The organism is Amycolatopsis xylanica (genome assembly GCF_900107045.1).
Taxonomy (GTDB): Bacteria; Actinomycetota; Actinomycetes; order Mycobacteriales; family Pseudonocardiaceae; genus Amycolatopsis; species Amycolatopsis xylanica.
This window is the reverse complement of the sequence record NZ_FNON01000001.1, coordinates 718,615-734,194: the sequence shown is the minus strand read 5'-3', so window position 1 is coordinate 734,194 and position 15,580 is coordinate 718,615. Positions and strand designations below refer to the sequence as shown.

At 69.5% G+C, this 15,580-nt stretch carries 17 protein-coding genes and 2 riboswitches; of the genes, 4 read left to right on the top strand and 13 right to left on the bottom strand.

Going from position 1 to position 15,580, the window contains the following annotated elements:
- Window positions 1-212 precede the first annotated feature (212 nt).
- Both gcvP and BLV57_RS03140 read right to left on the bottom strand, forming a co-directional pair.
- On the bottom strand, window positions 213-3,095 hold the full coding sequence (gcvP, locus tag BLV57_RS03145; protein ID WP_091286329.1) for an aminomethyl-transferring glycine dehydrogenase: 2,883 nt from the start codon (window positions 3,093-3,095) through the stop codon (window positions 213-215).
- A 36-nt stretch (window positions 3,096-3,131) separates the two neighbouring features.
- A riboswitch (glycine riboswitch) is annotated at window positions 3,132-3,251 on the bottom strand.
- Window positions 3,252-3,351, bottom strand: a riboswitch (glycine riboswitch).
- Between the two features lie 33 nt (window positions 3,352-3,384).
- Window positions 3,385-3,963: a MerR family transcriptional regulator gene (locus BLV57_RS03140; protein ID WP_091286327.1), complete on the bottom strand. Its 579-nt coding sequence runs from the start codon at window positions 3,961-3,963 to the stop codon at window positions 3,385-3,387.
- Window positions 3,964-4,207: 244 nt separating this feature from the next.
- Here BLV57_RS03140 and BLV57_RS03135 point away from each other — a divergent pair, with 244 nt between their 5' ends.
- On the top strand, window positions 4,208-4,831 hold the full coding sequence (locus BLV57_RS03135) for a TetR/AcrR family transcriptional regulator (protein WP_091286325.1): 624 nt from the start codon (window positions 4,208-4,210) through the stop codon (window positions 4,829-4,831).
- 50 nt (window positions 4,832-4,881) lie between these two features.
- Here BLV57_RS03135 and BLV57_RS03130 read toward each other — a convergent pair whose 3' ends face one another.
- The 6 genes from BLV57_RS03130 to BLV57_RS03105 all read right to left on the bottom strand — a co-directional run bounded on the left by BLV57_RS03130 (window position 4,882) and on the right by BLV57_RS03105 (window position 8,166).
- Window positions 4,882-5,355: a bifunctional nuclease family protein gene (locus BLV57_RS03130; protein WP_091286322.1), complete on the bottom strand. Its 474-nt coding sequence runs from the start codon at window positions 5,353-5,355 to the stop codon at window positions 4,882-4,884.
- A gap of 241 nt (window positions 5,356-5,596) precedes the next feature.
- Window positions 5,597-6,352: a transcriptional regulator FtsR gene (ftsR, locus tag BLV57_RS03125; RefSeq protein ID WP_176968478.1), complete on the bottom strand. Its 756-nt coding sequence runs from the start codon at window positions 6,350-6,352 to the stop codon at window positions 5,597-5,599.
- A complete protein-coding gene (gene garA / locus BLV57_RS03120; RefSeq protein ID WP_091286317.1) occupies window positions 6,349-6,819 on the bottom strand; it encodes a glycogen accumulation regulator GarA in 471 nt (156 codons plus the stop codon). The genes ftsR and garA overlap by 4 nt, the downstream gene beginning before the upstream one ends.
- A 136-nt stretch (window positions 6,820-6,955) precedes the next feature.
- The gene (gene gcvH, locus BLV57_RS03115) at window positions 6,956-7,336 is read right to left on the bottom strand and encodes a glycine cleavage system protein GcvH (protein WP_091286316.1); all 381 of its coding nucleotides are present in this window, start codon (window positions 7,334-7,336) and stop codon (window positions 6,956-6,958) included.
- A 49-nt stretch (window positions 7,337-7,385) separates the two neighbouring features.
- Entirely contained in the window at window positions 7,386-7,997 is a 612-nt protein-coding gene (gene clsA, locus BLV57_RS03110) for a cardiolipin synthase ClsA (RefSeq protein WP_091286313.1), read from the bottom strand.
- A gap of 22 nt (window positions 7,998-8,019) precedes the next feature.
- On the bottom strand, window positions 8,020-8,166 hold the full coding sequence (locus tag BLV57_RS03105; RefSeq protein ID WP_245757125.1) for a hypothetical protein: 147 nt from the start codon (window positions 8,164-8,166) through the stop codon (window positions 8,020-8,022).
- A gap of 285 nt (window positions 8,167-8,451) precedes the next feature.
- On the opposite strand from BLV57_RS03105, the gene BLV57_RS43830 reads away from it, so the two are divergent.
- Together BLV57_RS43830 and BLV57_RS03095 are read left to right on the top strand one after the other, a co-directional pair.
- The gene (locus BLV57_RS43830; RefSeq protein WP_245757124.1) at window positions 8,452-8,934 is read left to right on the top strand and encodes a hypothetical protein; all 483 of its coding nucleotides are present in this window, start codon (window positions 8,452-8,454) and stop codon (window positions 8,932-8,934) included.
- 20 nt (window positions 8,935-8,954) lie between these two features.
- Window positions 8,955-9,368, top strand: a complete 414-nt coding sequence (locus tag BLV57_RS03095) for a hypothetical protein (RefSeq protein WP_091286309.1) — start codon at window positions 8,955-8,957, stop codon at window positions 9,366-9,368.
- A gap of 56 nt (window positions 9,369-9,424) precedes the next feature.
- On the opposite strand, the gene BLV57_RS03090 is transcribed toward BLV57_RS03095, so the two are convergent.
- The 3 genes from BLV57_RS03090 to BLV57_RS03080 all read right to left on the bottom strand — a co-directional run bounded on the left by BLV57_RS03090 (window position 9,425) and on the right by BLV57_RS03080 (window position 13,070).
- Window positions 9,425-10,300: a bile acid:sodium symporter family protein gene (locus tag BLV57_RS03090; RefSeq protein WP_091286307.1), complete on the bottom strand. Its 876-nt coding sequence runs from the start codon at window positions 10,298-10,300 to the stop codon at window positions 9,425-9,427.
- Window positions 10,301-10,547: 247 nt separating this feature from the next.
- Complete coding sequence (locus tag BLV57_RS03085; protein WP_091286304.1) at window positions 10,548-12,221, bottom strand: AMP-binding protein; 1,674 nt, start codon at window positions 12,219-12,221, stop codon at window positions 10,548-10,550.
- A 9-nt stretch (window positions 12,222-12,230) separates the two neighbouring features.
- The gene (locus BLV57_RS03080; RefSeq protein WP_091286301.1) at window positions 12,231-13,070 is read right to left on the bottom strand and encodes a crotonase/enoyl-CoA hydratase family protein; all 840 of its coding nucleotides are present in this window, start codon (window positions 13,068-13,070) and stop codon (window positions 12,231-12,233) included.
- 87 nt (window positions 13,071-13,157) lie between these two features.
- On the opposite strand from BLV57_RS03080, the gene BLV57_RS03075 reads away from it, so the two are divergent.
- The gene (locus tag BLV57_RS03075; RefSeq protein ID WP_091286300.1) at window positions 13,158-14,054 is read left to right on the top strand and encodes an alpha/beta fold hydrolase; all 897 of its coding nucleotides are present in this window, start codon (window positions 13,158-13,160) and stop codon (window positions 14,052-14,054) included.
- A 29-nt stretch (window positions 14,055-14,083) separates the two neighbouring features.
- Here the strand turns inward: BLV57_RS03075 and cobA are convergent, their stop codons facing one another.
- Window positions 14,084-15,301, bottom strand: coding sequence for a uroporphyrinogen-III C-methyltransferase (cobA, locus tag BLV57_RS03070; RefSeq protein ID WP_091287838.1), 1,218 nt, complete (start codon window positions 15,299-15,301; stop codon window positions 14,084-14,086).
- A 52-nt stretch (window positions 15,302-15,353) separates the two neighbouring features.
- Window positions 15,354-15,575, bottom strand: a complete 222-nt coding sequence (gene rpsR, locus BLV57_RS03065; protein WP_218134571.1) for a 30S ribosomal protein S18 — start codon at window positions 15,573-15,575, stop codon at window positions 15,354-15,356.
- Window positions 15,576-15,580 lie beyond the last annotated feature (5 nt).

The window sequence follows — 15,580 nt, the reverse complement described above, 5'->3', positions numbered from 1 at the left end:
CTGGCCGCGTGGGCACCCTTCACCCACCCAGGAAGCGCAAACATGCGTACGGGGAACGCAAACATGCGTACGCGAGCAGCAAAGACTCGCCCTCGCGTGTTTGCCCCTCGCGCACGCATGTTTGCCGCTCGCGTACGCGTGTTTGCCGTTGCGGTGACCGGGGTCGTGAGTGGTATGGCCGGTTCTAACCGGCCTAAACACTCACGAGCCTGTTAGTCGGCGAAGGCTTCGAGGGGTGGGCAGGAGCAGATGAGGTTGCGGTCGCCGGAGGCGCCGTCGATGCGGCGGACCGGGGGCCAGATCTTGGTCGCGGTGAGACCGGCCGGGAAGACCGCGACCTCGCGGGAGTAGGCGCGGTCCCACTCGCCGGAGACGCAGCGGGCGGTGTGGGGGGCGTTGCGCAGGGGGCTGTCTTCGAGCGGCCAGGTGCCCGCGGCGACGTGGTCGATCTCGCGGCGGATGGAGATCATGGCTTCGCAGAAGCGATCCAGCTCCGCGAGGTCCTCGCTCTCGGTCGGCTCGACCATGAGCGTGCCCGCGACCGGGAACGACATCGTGGGCGCGTGCAGGCCGTAGTCGGCGAGGCGCTTGGCGACGTCGTCGACCGTGACGCCGGTCTGCTTGGTGATCGCGCGCAGGTCGAGGATGCACTCGTGCGCGACGAGGCCGTCGTGGCCCGAGTACAGCACGGGGAAGTGCTCGTTCAGCCGCCGCGCGATGTAGTTGGCGCCCGCCACCGCCGTCAGCGTCGCGCGGCGGAGGCCGTCGGCGCCCATCATGCGGACGTAGGCCCACGAGATCGGCAGGATCGACGCGCTGCCCCACGGCGCCGCGCTGATCGGGCCGACCCCGGTGGCCGGACCGGCCAGCGGCTGCAGCGGGTGGTTCGGCAGGAACGGCGCCAGGTGCGCGCGGACGCCGATCGGGCCGACGCCCGGCCCGCCGCCGCCGTGCGGGATGCAGAAGGTCTTGTGCAGGTTCAAATGCGAGACGTCGGAGCCGAACTTCCCGTACTGGGCGAGGCCGATCAGCGCGTTGAGGTTCGCACCGTCCACATAGACCTGACCGCCCGCGTCGTGCACCAGCCCGCACACCTCGCGCACGGTGTCCTCGTACACACCATGGGTCGACGGGTAGGTGATCATGATCGCGGCGAGGTCGTCCGCGTGCTCCGCGACCGAGGTCTTCAGGTGATCCAGGTCGATGTTGCCCTGGTCGTCACAGCGCACGACCGCGACGCGCATGCCCGCCATGACCGCGCTCGCCGCGTTGGTGCCGTGCGCGCTCGACGGGATCAGGCACACGTCACGCGCGCTCTGCCCACGCGAACGGTGATACGCGCGGATCGCCAGCAGCCCGGCGAACTCGCCCTGGCTGCCCGCGTTGGGCTGCAGCGAAACCGCGTCATAGCCGGTGATCCGGGCGAGCCAACTCTCCAAATCGGACACAATGCGAAGCAACCCGCTGGCATCCTCGGCGGGCGCGAACGGGTGCAGGCCCGCGAACTCCGGCCAGGTGATGGGTTCCATCTCGGCCGCCGCGTTGAGCTTCATCGTGCACGAGCCCAGCGGGATCATGCTCCGGTCGAGCGCGACGTCCTTGTCCGACAACGTGCGAAGGTACCGCAGCAGCGCCGTCTCGGACCGGTGCGTGCTGAACACCGGGTGCGTCAGGAACGGCGACGTCCGCGCGAGTTCCGGATGCAGGCCGTCGGCGGTGTCGGCGTCGAGAGCGTCCACATCGGACACCGCGACCCCGAAAGCCTTCCACACCAGCGAAAGATGCTCACGGGTCGTGGTCTCGTCGCAGGCGATGCCGACGTGATCGCCGTCGACGAGCCGCAAGTTGACGCCCAGCTCCCGCGCCGTCCCGACGATCGCCGAAGCCCGCCCCGGCACGACGGCGGTCACGGTGTCGAAGAATTCCCCGTGCAGCACCTCGATCCCGGACTCGGTGAGCCCGCCGGCGAGCACGGTCGCCATCCGGTGCGCGCGCAGCGCGATCGTCCGCAGGCCCTCGGGCCCGTGGTACACCGCGTACATCGACGCGATCACCGCGAGCAGCACCTGCGCGGTGCAGATGTTCGACGTCGCCTTCTCGCGGCGGATGTGCTGCTCCCGCGTCTGCAGCGCGAGCCGGTAGGCGGGCGCGCCGTCGGCGTCGACCGAGACACCGACCAGACGGCCGGGCAGCTGCCGCTCGAAACCCTTGCGCACAGCCATATACGCCGCGTGCGGACCACCGAAGCCCATCGGCACGCCGAACCGCTGTGTCGACCCGATGACGACGTCCGCGCCGATCTCGCCGGGCGGGCGGAGCAGCGTCAGCGCGAGCGGGTCGGCCGCGACGACGACCGAGGCGCCGCAGGCGTGCGCCTCCTCGATGACCCGCTCGTGGTCACGGACCGCGCCCGAAGCGCCCGGGTACGACAGTAGGATGCCGAAGAAGTCGCCGCCGAGACCCAGCCCCTGGATCCCCTGCGACAGGTCGGCGAGCACGATTTCGATGCCGAGCGGCTCGGCGCGGGTGCGCACGACCTCGATGGTCTGCGGCAGCGTGTCCTCGTCGACCACGAAGCGTGCCGACTTCGCCTTGCCCGCGCGGCGGACCAGCGTCATCGCCTCGGCGGCGGCGGTCGCCTCGTCGAGCATCGACGCGTTCGCGATCGGCAGGCCGGTCAGGTCGGCGACCATGGTCTGGAAGTTGAGCAGCGCCTCGAGACGGCCTTGCGAGATCTCCGGCTGGTACGGCGTGTAGGCCGTGTACCAGGCCGGGCTCTCCAGCACGTTGCGGCGGATGACCGGCGGGGTGATCGTGTCGTGGTAGCCGAGCCCGATCATCTGGATCATGGGCCGGTTGGACGCGGCCAGCGCGCGCAGTTCGGCCAAGGCCTGGGCTTCGGTGGCGGGCGCCGGAAGGTCCATCTCGGGCGCAGGGTCACGCAAGGAAGCAGGCACCGCGCGCTCGGCGAGGTCGTCGAGCGAGCCGACGCCGATGACTTCGAGGATGCGGGCCAGTTCTTCGGGGCGGGGCCCGATGTGCCGGTCCGCGAACGGGGTTCCCTGTTCCAGGTCGGACAACGAGAGACGGGCCATTGCGACCTCCGGACGGCGGGGAAAGGGCCGGTTGGCCCTCCCCACTCTGTCCGTGTCCTTCGAGGACGCCTGAGAGTTTCACCCGAGGTTGAGCCGGGCTTGCACCGTCGGCGGGGTTACCCGGAGATACCCGGGCAATCCACTTTCCAGAGGCGTCTGACCCACGCGGTCCTTTGTGCCTGAGAGGTTCCGGGGAGGACTTGCTCCTTCGGCGCCGGGCTCAGTGTTCTGACCCGGACTCTCCCGCGCGGGGTCGGCGACTACGTCCGAGAGCCTACCCTGCGCGTGATCATCCCGTGCGGCGGGCGTTGCGTCGCTGGGTGAGCTCGTCGGGCGTCATCGTCTCGATCACGCCGCCGTCGGCGCGCTCGGCGGGGAACTCGTGGATGGTGCCGCTGATCTCCTGCATGGCGCCGCTGACGGCGATGCCGAACACGCCCTGCCCGCCCTGCAGTAAATCGACGATCTCCTCGGGCGAGGTGCACTCGTACACCGTGGTCCCGTCGGAGAACAGCGTGACCTTCGCGAGGTCGCGGACCCCGCGCACGGCCAGGTGCTCGACGGCGACGCGGATGTTCTGCAGTGAGACTCCGGTGTCCAGCAGCCGCTTGACCACCTTCAAGACGAGGACGTCCTTGAAGGAGTACAGCCGCTGCGAGCCGGACCCGTGCGCCGTGCGGATGCTCGGCGCGACCAGCTTCGTGCGCGCCCAATAGTCGAGCTGGCGGTAGGTGATCCCCGCGATCTGGCACGCGGCCGGGCCGCGGTAGCCCACCAGCTCATCCGGCAACGAGGCATCCGGGAACAACTCACCCTGCTCGGCGACCTGGCTCGGCTCCGACGCGGAGTGGTGACCAGCCTCGACCACAGTATGCCTCCCCTCGCCCGACCAGGCGGCCGGCGAACACGCCGAGTATCCCCATGATCGGGACGCTCGGTATGGCAACACGCCACGACAGTCCCCAGGAGTCGAATCACATCGTGGCGATTTACCGCCTTTGACGGTAAGCCGCCGCGCGAGACCGGTCAACGCGACGCGCGGAGACCTCAAGTTCTCGTTGAGAGTTTACTACCCACTTGCCTCGGTTACTCGGTCGTGTTAATTTTTACTCATGCAGATAACACCCGAGACGCAACCGGAGCTTGGCCTCTCCGTGACCGAGCAGGCACGCCGCGCGCAGATCATCAGCGCCACCATCGCGACGATCGCCGAGCTCGGCTACCGCAAGACCTCCTTCGCCAAGATCAAGGAGCGGGCCGGCCTGTCGAGCACCCGCATCATCACCTACCACTTCACCAACAAGGCCGGGCTGATGCAGAACGTGCTCACCTCGGCCATCGCGCCGAAGGAGCAGTTCCTCGCCGACCGCGTCGCCGACCTCAAGGACCGGTCGGAGCTGCTGCGCGCCTACATCGACACCGAGATCGAGTTCCTGCGCTCGCACCCGCAGTTCGTCCGCGTGCTCACCGAGCTGGCCGCGAACTCGGGCGACGAGGACGGCTGGTTCATGACCGGCCCGACGATCGAGCAGCTGCGGACCGGCCGGATCGAGCGGCAGCTGGTCCAAGGCCAGCGCGAAGGCGCGTTCGGCGCGTTCAACCCGAAGGTGATGGCCATGTCGATCGCGCAGGCCATCGACGGGGTCGCCGCCGCGGCCGCCGCCGACCCTGCCATCGACTACGACGCCTACGCCAAGGAGCTCGGCGACCTGTTCGTCAAGGCCACTCAAGCGTGAAGGCCCCCGGCACACCAGGTGCCAGGGGCCTTACGCGATGCGAGTGCGGCTTAAGTGTCGGCGCCTCGGAAGTCTTCGGGGGACACGGAGTCGAGGAACTCGCGGAACTTCTCCACCTCGTCCTCTTGCTCGTCCGGGATGATCAGGCCTGCCTCTTCGAGCACGGAGTCCTCGGCGTGGATCGGCACACCGATCCGCAGCGCGAGCGCGACCGAGTCGCTGGGGCGGGCCGAAACCCGGATGTCGCCGTCGAACACCAGCTCCGCGAAGAAGGTGCCTTCGCGGAGGTCGGTGATGACGACCTGTTCCAGTTCCCTGCCGAGCGCTCCGATGACCTCTTTGAGCAGGTCATGGGTGAGCGGGCGAGCGGGGCGGACTCCCTGCTGCTCCAAGGCGATCGCGGTGGCTTCGACCGAGCCGATCCAGATCGGCAGGTACCGCTCGCCTTCGGTCTCCCGCAGCAACAAGATCGGCTGATTCGCGGGCAGTTCGACCCGCACTCCGACGACGCGCATTTCGCTCATCGGGCCTCGCCTCCCTCTCGTGCACACGGGCTTCAGCGTCCTCTTTTCGACAGGACGCCCCGGCAGTAACAGACACTGTCGACGCTACCCGTCTTGACGGCGCTGTGCTCGTCATCCGGACCATCGGCGGGTTCACGCTACGCAAACCCAGGTATAACCGTACGGCATTGACAGCCGCATATTCAGTCATTGACATAGGGCGTGACACCAGGCATGCGGAATCGACACTCCGCGCTCCGCCTCAGCCGCCGGTGACGCCTCGGATGCCGGCCTTGACCAGCAGCGTATGCAGCGCCACGGAGAGTGCCGCCAGCTCTTTGACCATCTCGTCCGCGCGCGCTTTCGCGTCGGCGTCACGGTGGCGATACACCGGGGTCACGATCTGCTCCAGCAATCCGACTTCCCGGTCAGCGGAAGCCCGGAACGCGCGCAGATGCCTCGGCTCGATACCGAATTCCGTCATCGCCTTGACGGTCTTCGCGACCAGCACCGCGTCCGGGTCGAAGAAACCGGCCGCACCGGGACGAATCAGGCCGAACTGCTGCAATTCCCCGAGCATGGCCGGATCGATCCCAGCCTGTGAGAGCAGTTCCTCCTGCGTCAGCCGGATCTCCCGCTCGGTGGCGAAATCGTCCGGGCCCGGCATGCGCGCGCCGAAGTCCTCGTTCCCGCTCAGATCGAGCGAGACGAGCTTGCGCGGCGGACGCGGGCCCGCCGCGACCGCCGCGTGCCCGCGGTCGGCCGCGTCCAGCTGCTCCTTGATGACCTTCAGCGGCAGGTAGTGATCCCGCTGTGCGGACAGCACAAAGCGCAGGCGCTCCACGTCCGCCGCGGCGAACTGCCGGTACCCGGAGGGGGTCCGGCCCGGCTGGACCAGACCCTCGGACTCCAGGAACCGGATCTTGGAGATGGTGACATCGGGGAAGTCGCCGCGCAGCTGCGCCAGCACGGCCCCGATGCTCAACCCATCGCGCTGTGGCCGCCCGGCCGCCGTCACTGCGCCCCCTGACCCCCGGTGCCGGAGCCGGTCAGGAAGACCAGGCGGAACTTGCCGATCTGGACCTCGTCGCCACCGGTCAGCACGGCCTGGTCGACCGGCTCGCGGTTGACGTAGGTGCCGTTCAGGCTGCCGACGTCGATGACCACGAACTCGCCACCCTCACGCCGGAACTCGGCGTGGCGGCGGGAAACCGTGACGTCGTCGAGGAAGATGTCGCTGTCCGGGTGCCGGCCCGCGCTCGTGGTGTCCACGTCGAGCAGGAAACGCGAGCCCGCGTTCGGGCCACGCTTCACGACCAGCAAGGCCTGGTTCGCGCGGAGCGCGTCCAGACCGGCATCCTGCGTCGCGGGGGCAGGCTGCGCGGCCTGCTGACCCTCGACATCGGCCAGGAAGTCTGCGCGGAAGACAGACGTCCGCTCCGGAGAAGACTCCGGGGGAACGCCGGGTCCGTCGTTCGTGCTCACCTGAGCTCTCCTCACCCGCTGATGTTGCTTTGCCTCAAAAGAACGTGTGTGTGCAAACGTACCGTGCCTGATCGATCAGGGCTGCCGCGGCTCCCCCAACCGGACCCGCGGCCTCCCAGCCAGGCACGATCCGGTGCTAGTCCTTGGTCAACGCCTGGTACGCCTCGGCTTCCAGCAGGCTCTCGACGCTCGTCGGGTCGTCGAGTTTGATCTCGATGAGCCAGCCCTCGCCATAAGGGTCGCTGTTGATCAGCTCGGGCTGGTCGGCGACGCCGTCGTTGACCGCGACGATCTCGCCGTCCAGCGGCGCGAACAGCTCGGAGACGCTCTTGGTGGACTCCACCTCGCCGAACGCGTCACCGGCGCTCACCTGGCGCCCGACCTCGGGCAGGTCGACGAAGACCACGTCACCGAGCTGGTCCTGCGCGTACTCGGTGATGCCGACGCGCACGGTCTCGCCGCGGGTCGCGACCCACTCGTGTTCTTCGGTGTAGCGGAGTTCTTCTGGAGTGGTCAAAGCCGCTCCCCTTTCGTGCTCTGACAACGGCTGGCGCGGAGTCTCTCACCTACGCCGCGGCGGGCGCATCCCGATCCCCACCGCCGCGCACGGCCTGCACGCACTGGATGACATAGAGGGCGCCGGACCAGACATAGAGCACGCCGCCCCAGGTGGTGAAGGCGTACGCGATCGGGCGGCAGAACGCGGCCAGATCCGAGGTGCCGGTGGTCAGCAGCAGGAAGGGGAAGGCGTACATGAGCACGAACGTCGCGCCCTTGCCGATGTAGGTGACCTCGGGCGGCGCGAAGCCGTTGCGGCGCAGCACCAGCACGCAGACGGCGAGCACGGCCTCGCGCAGCACCAGCGGGGCCACCACCCACCACGGCACGATGTCGCGGATCAGGAAGGCGACGAGGGTCGCGAGGATGAACAGCCGGTCGGCCGCCGGGTCGAGCAGCTGGCCCAGCCTGCTCATCTGGTTGAGCCAGCGGGCGAGCTTGCCGTCCAGCCAGTCGGTCAGCGCGCTGAACATGAGCAACGCGAGCGCCCAGCCGTCTTCCTCGGGCCCCAGCAGGAGCCAGAGGAAGACGGGGACGAGCGCGAGGCGCAGGATGGAGAGCAGGTTCGGCACGTTGAACGCCTGCCGAAGCAGTGAAGACTCTTCAGGGGTGGTGCTCACCCGCTCAGCCTAGGACGCGCGGCTAGCTGGCGCGGCGGTGGCTCCAGCCCCTGCGGGCCAGCTCAGCGCGGGTGAGGGCCTGCGGCCTGCCGCGGGTGTCGGTGCCGACCCAGCGCGGGCGGCCGGACGGCGCCTCGAGCACGAAGGGGCGGCCGTGGCTCCACACCACGGAGCACGGGTCTGTCGGAGGGTTGTCTGCGGCGGGGACTTCGGAGTTACTCATGGCTCTCACGGGTCGGGGGACGGCGGGGTGTTCACTGTCCTTGTCGGCTGTCGTGGCCGGATCGTTAGCCCCGGCACGCGGATTTCACCCTTTAGGACAAAGCGATTCACCCGGCTGACCGTCCACAGTGGACGATTTGTCGGCGTCACCGGAGGTCACCGCGCCGAACGGCTCCTCCTGCCGACCGGGTACCCTCCGTACCTTCGGTTCACACCACGCCGGGAGGGTGGCATGACGCACGGACGCGCCGTTCTGGCGTGCCTCGCGCTGGCCGCGCTCGCGGCGGGCTGCTCCGGCGATCCGGCGCCAGCGCCCGCTCCGCCGCCGCCTCCCGCACCGGTGCACGCCTCCCTTTCGACGACGCCGTCGCTGCCCCCGATCCCCGCCGAGACCACCGCGTCCACGGCCAAGCCGCCGAAGACGACCGCGCCGCCCGCCGACGGCACCTGCGGCACCGTGACCGCCGCGAGCGGGCTGACCCTGCAGGTGCTCGGCGGGCAGGCGGGCGGCGGCGTCGACTGCGCGACCGGTAAGAAGATCGTCGAGCAGTTCCAGCGCAAGATCGCGGGCAAGCAGCCCGCCGAGTCGAACGAGCCGGTCAGCGACACGGTCGACGGCTGGCTCTGCGTGTCCGGCGCGCCCGCCGCGCAGGGCGGCACCACCTGCAGCAAGGACAACGCGACCGTGCTCGCCGCGGTCGTCCCCACCGAGTAACCATTCACCAAGAAGGGCACATGTCCAGAGTCACCGTGTTCTGCCTGCTCGCCGCATCGCTCGCGCTCGCAGGCTGCGGCAGCGACGCCGCGACGCCGCCGCCTGCCCCGTCGTCGCCCGCGGCCGCCGCTCCCCCGTCCGGCCCGGCGCCCAGCCCCGCCGCGAACCCGGCGGCCGCGGGCACCCAGTGCGGCGAGGTGCCCGCCAAGGACAAGCAGGCCAAGGTGACCGTCCGCGGCGGAGCGGTCGACTGCGCGCAGGCGACCCAGGTCGTCACCGAGTACTTCCGGAAGCTCACCCCGGCCGAGGCCAAGTCACCGCAGGGCCCCGGCCCGATCGCGGTCGGCGAGTGGACCTGCGGCAGCGGCCCCAACGACCCGGTGACCACCTGCTCCACCGAGGATGACCGCCAGGTCGAGGGGACCATCGCCTGACAAAGGGGTCGTGAGTGGTACGGCCGGTTCTAACCGGTCGTACCACTCACGACCCTTTAGCTCACGCTCACGAGCTTCTCGGAGCGCTTGCGGGTCAAGGCGTAGGCGGCGATCGCGGCGGGCACGAACATCACCGAGCCGTAGATCCCGGCCGGGACCGCCATCGCCTCACTGCCGAGCACCGACACGGCGACGGTGATGGCCAGCGCGGCGTTGTGGATGCCGATCTCCATGGCCGACGCGATCGCCTGCCGCCGCTCCACCCGCAGCAGCCGCGGGACTCCGTAGCCGACGGCCAGGCTGAGCACGGACAGCAGCAGCGCCACCGGGCCGAGCGTGTCGCTGTTGTCCAGCAGCAGCTTGAAATTCCCGACGATGGAGAACGTGACCGCCAGCGCCAGCACCACCACGGACGCGATCTTGACCGGCTTCTGCATCTTTTCGGTCCACGCGACGTAGCGGTGCCGCACCCACATGCCGATCGCCACCGGCACCAGCACGACCGCGAACACCTGCAGCAGCTTCGCGGGCTGCAGCCCGATCGACGCGTCGTCCGCCATGAACCGCGCCACCGACAGCGCGACCACCAGCGGCAGCGTGAACACCGCGAGCACGGAGTTGATCGCGGTCAGCGTGATGTTGAGTGCGACGTCCCCGCCCGCGAGATGGCTGAACAGGTTCGCCGACGTCCCGCCCGGCGAGGCGACGAGCAGCATCATGCCGACCGCCAGCACGCCGTTGAGCCCGAACAGCGCGACCAGGCCGTAGCAAATCGCGGGCAGCACGACGATCTGGCACGTCAACGCCACAATGGCGGCCTTGGGGTACTTCACCACCCTGGCGAAGTCGGCCGGGGTCAGCGACAAGCCGAGGCCGAACATCACCAGTGCGAGCGCCGCCGGCAGGAAAACCGAAAAGATCTGCGAACCCATCCGAACCTCCGCGAGTGCGAGAACCGGCTGCAATCGTGCCCTCGCGAAGGCGTGATCTTTCTCCTTGTGTGCGCCGAATGTCCTATTTGCAACCTTCGCCCGGCCCTTTGACGAAAGGACAGGCCGCGAAACCCGAGTTCTGGCCACTGGATGGCCCAAACTCGGGTTTCGCGCACTCGTGCTCGCCGGGTGAGCGTGGGGCCGAGGGGTCGTGAGTGTTGCGGGCGGTTAGAACCGCCCGCAACGCTCACGAGTCCTTGAAGTCCTCTTCGCGGAACTCGCCCGTGGGGCGGAGGTCGGCGTCGCCCGCGCGGTTCCGCAGCTCGACGCGGCGGATCTTGCCCGAGATCGTCTTGGGCAGCTCAGCGAACTCGAGGCGCCGGATTCGCTTGTAGGGAGCCAAATGCTCGCGGCAGAAGGCCAAGATGGACTGAGCCGTCTCGGCTGTCGGCGTGTGACCGGCCGCGAGGACCACGAAGGCCTTCGGGACCGCGAGGCGGATCGGGTCGGCGGCCGGGACCACCGCCGCCTCGGCGACCGCGTCGTGTTCGAGCAGGACGCTCTCCAGCTCGAACGGCGAGATCCGGTAGTCCGACGCCTTGAAGACGTCGTCGGTGCGGCCCACGTAGGTGATGTAGCCGTTCGCGTCGACCGAACCGACGTCGCCAGTGTGGTAGTAGCCGCCCGCGAACGCCGCCTCGGTCCGCTCGTCGTCGTCCGCGTAGCCGGTCATCAAGCCGACCGGACGCGCCGAGAGGTCAAGGCAGATCTCGCCTTCGGAAGCCACCTCGCCGCTGACCGGGTCGACCAAAGCCACCTTGAACCCCGGCAACGGGCGGCCCATCGAGCCGGGCACGACGTCCTGGCCCGGCGTGTTGGCGATCTGGACGCTGCTCTCCGTCTGGCCGAAGCCGTCGCGGATCGTCACACCCCATGCCTTGCGCACCTGGTCGATGACCTCGGGGTTCAGCGGCTCCCCCGCGCCGACCACCTTGCGCGGCGGCGTCTTCAGCGCCGTCAGGTCGGCCTGGATGAGCATGCGCCACACGGTCGGCGGCGCGCAGAAGCTCGTGATGCCGCATCGGTCCATCTGCGCCATCAGCGCCGCCGCGTCGAAGCGCGTGTAGTTGTACAGGAACACGGTCGCCTCGGCGTTCCACGGCGCGAAGACGTTGCTCCACGCGTGTTTCGCCCAGCCCGGCGAGGAGATGTTCAGGTGGACGTCGCCCGGCTCGAGGCCGATCCAGTACATTGTGGACAGATGGCCGACCGGGTAGGACACCTGGGTGTGCCGCACCAGCTTGGGTTTCGCGGTCGTGCCGGACGTGAAGTACAGCAGCAGCGCGTCGTCGGCCTTGGTCGGGCCGTCCGGCCTGAACTCCGCCGGAGCGTCCTGCGAATCCGAGTAGGACACCCAGCCGTCGACCGCGTCACCGACCGCGATCCGCGTGTAGTCCCCCGCCACGGTCGCGAACTTGGCCGTGTCCTCCGCGCGGATGACCACGTGCTTGGCCGCGCCGCGCTCGACACGATCGGTCAGGTCGGCGGGCCCGAGCAGGGTCGACGCTGGGATGATGACCGCGCCCAGCTTGATCGAGGCGAGGATCGTCTCCCACAGCTCACCCTGGTTGCCCAGCATGAGGATCAGCCGATCCCCACGCCGGACCCCCAGTGACCGCAGCCAGTTCGCGACCTGGTCGGACCGCCGCGCCATCTCCGGGAACGTCCAGCGGTTCTCGGAGCCGTCCTCTTCCACGATCCAGAGCGCGTACCGTTCGGCGTTGGCCGGATCGCGGGCGATCTCGTCGAACCAGTCGAGCGCCCAGTTGAACTCCGTGAACCGCGGCCACTCGAAGTCCCGATAGGCCGTGTCGTAGTCCTCCCGGTGCGCCAGCAGATAATCCCTCGCCGCACGGAACACGCGTTCTCCTCACTCGCCCTTGTACTCGGGTGCCCTTCGCTCCATGAAGGCCTGTACCGCCTCGGCCAGGTCCTTGCTCGGCAGGAACGCCGAGTTCCAGGCGCCGACGTACCGCAGACCCTCGGCGACCTGGCGCTCGGTGTTGACCGAGAGCACGTCCTTCACACCCTGCACCACGAGCGGCGGATTCGCAGCGATGTCGGCGGCGAGTTGCCGTGCGGCCTCAAGCGCGGCCTCCTGGTCGGGGTAGACGTCGTTGACCAGACCGATCTTCTCGGCGCGCGCGGCGTCGATGTCCTTGCCGGTCAGCGCCAGCTCACGCAGGTGGCCGTCGCCGATGATCGGCGCGAGCCGCTGCAGGCTGCCGAGGTCCGCCACGATGGCGACCTTGACCTCGCGGACGCTGAACTTCGCGTCGGCGCTGGCCACGCGCACGTCCGCGGCGGCGATGACGTCGACACCACCGCCGATGCACCAGCCCGAGATCGAGGCGATGACCGGCTTGCGGCACCGCGCGACCGAGTTGACGCTCTCCTGCAGCTCACGGAGGTGCCCGAGGAACTCCGTGCGCGGGCCGGCGAGCGACTCGCCGCCGAGGATCGGCGCCCAGCTCGGCATCATCGCGGGCAGGTCGAGGCCGTACGAGAAGTGCTTGCCACTGCCGGTCAGCACCACGGCGCGCACCTCGGGGTCGGCGTCGAGCGCGCCGAACACGATCGGCAGCTCACGCCAGAAGTCCGGGCCCATGGCGTTGCCCTTGGACGGCCCGAGCAGGGTCACTTCGGCGATGTGGCCGGTCACCTCGACCTTGAGCGAGACAAGATCGGGCAGCTTTGCGGTAGCGGTCATGGCAGTCATCTTGACTCATCCGGTTGACGCTGTGCCAACTTGGTCTGGGCATGATTTCCTGGAGGGGTAGGAACGAGGGGAGTTCGGATGACTGTCACGGCACTGTCGACAACGGTGAGCCGTTTCCCGCGGCGGCGGCGTTCCGCCAGGCGGAACCGGCCGATCGAACTGTCCGGCTCCTTCACCCACCAAGGGCACCGCCTGCACTACACCGAGTACGGCAGCGGCCCCCGCGTGGTGGTCCTGATGCACGGCATCATGCTGACCAGGCGCATGCACGCCCCGCTGGCCAGGCGCCTCGCCCGTGAGGGCTTCCGGGTGATCACCATGGACCTGCTCGGGCACGGTGAGTCCGAGCGCCCGCCCGAGTCCTGGCACTACTCGATGACCGCGTTCGGCGAGCAGGCGATCGCGCTGCTCGACCACCTCGACATCGACCAGGCGGTCATGGGCGGCACCTCGCTCGGCGCGAACGTCTCCCTCGAGGTGGCCGTCGCCGCGCCGGACCGACTGCACGGCATGGTCGTCGAGATGCCGGTGCTGGACAACGCCATCGTCGCGGGCCTGCTCGTCTTCGGCCCGCTGCTGCTCGCCGCCCGGTTCGTCCCGATCAGCGTGCGCGCGGTGGCGCTGGCCGCGAGCCTCGTGCCCCACGGCAGCCAGTGGGTCGACGTCGTCACCGACACCCTCGAGCAGGAGCCCGCCGGCATGGCCGCGCTCCTGCACGGCGTGCTCTTCGGCCGGACGGCGCCGCCCAAGTCGATCCGCAAGCAGATCACGGTGCCCACGCTGGTGATCGGTCACCAGGGCGACCCGATCCACCCCTTCGGCGACGCCGACACGCTCGCCGCCGACATGCCGCACGCGGAGTTCATCCAGGCCCGCAGCCCGGTCGAACTCCGCATGGACCCGCAGCGGCTCTCCACCGCCATCGCGTCTTTTTGCGGCCGCTGCTACGAATTCGACGAAAGCCAAGCCGTATAGGCCATTATACGCCCGGGATAAAGCCCGCTTTATCCCGTCCCGACGAGGCCGGCGACGGGGCCGATGACGATGACCGCGGGCGGGCGGACGCCGGCGGCCTTCGCTTCGGTGGCCACGACGTCCAATGTGGACCGCAGGACGCGCTGGGTGCGCATGGTGCCGTCCTCGATGATCGCGACCGGGGTGTCCGCGGGGCGGCCGCCGTCGAGCAGGGCCTGCGCGAACTGGGGCAGCCGCTCGACGCCCATCATCAGCACGATCGTGCCCTTGAGCTTCGCCAGCGCGGGCCAATCGGTCAGCGAGGCGGCGTGATCGGGCGCGACGTGGCCGGAGACGACCACGACCTCGTGCGCCACGCCGCGGTGCGTGACCGGGACGTCCGCGATCGCGGGGACGGCGAACGCGCTGGTGATGCCGGGGACCATGGTCACCGGGATGCCCGCGTCGACGCAGGCGAGGTACTCCTCGAAGCCGCGGCCGAACAAGTACGGGTCGCCGCCTTTGAGCCGGACGACGAACTTGCCCGCCTTGGCCGCCTCGATGATGGTGCTGTTGATCACTTCCTGGCTCGCGGCCCGGCCGTACGGGATCTTCGCGGCGTCGACGATCTCGACCTCGGGCGCGAGCTCGTCGAGCAGCTCGCGCGGGGCGAGGCGGTCGGCCACCACGACGTCCGCGCGGGCCAGCAGCCTGCGGCCGCGCACCGTGATCAGCTCGGGATCGCCCGGTCCCCCGCCGACCAGCGCGACACCCGGCAGCTCCGCCGGCGCGACGCGGCCGTCGTCGACGGTGCCCGCGCGCAGCCCGTCGAGGATGCTGTCGCGCACCGAGGCCGACCGCAGCGGCGTGCCGCCCGACAGCACGCCCAGCAGCAGCCCGCCGTGGCGGCCGGACGCCGGGGTGACGGCCGTGCCCTGGGTGCCGTCGTCCGCGCGGACGCAGAACACGCGGGAGCGCTCGGCTTCCGCGCAGACGGCGGCGTTGACCTCGGGGTCATTCGTGCAGGCCAGCGCGTACCAGGCGTCGGCCAGGTCGCCGTCCCGATAGGCCCGCGCATGCCAGACGATCTCGCCGGCGTCGGCCATCGCGCTGACCGACGGGGTGGTCTCCGGGGAGACGACTTCGACGCGCGCGCCCGCGCCGACGAGCCGGGGCAGCCTCCGCTGCGCGACGGTTCCGCCGCCGACCATCACGACACGGCGGCCGGTCAGGTCGAGCCCGGAGAGATAGTGCGGGTCATCTGGCATGGCGAACAGCATGCCTGCCGCGTGCGCACAGCGCACACGGAGGTGCGCCTTCTCACGGGTACGGGAGCAAGGCCATCTCCCGCGCGTTCTTGATCGCGACGGCCACCTGCTTCTGCTGCTGCGGCGTCAGCCCGGTGACCCGCCGCGCGCGGATCTTGCCGCGGTCGGAGATGAACTTGCGCAGCAGGTTCACGTCCTTCCAGTCCACTTCCGACACGCCCTCGGCGAGGAGCAGGTTGCGCTTGCGCTTGAGCGGGGTCCGTTGCTTTTTCACCGGCG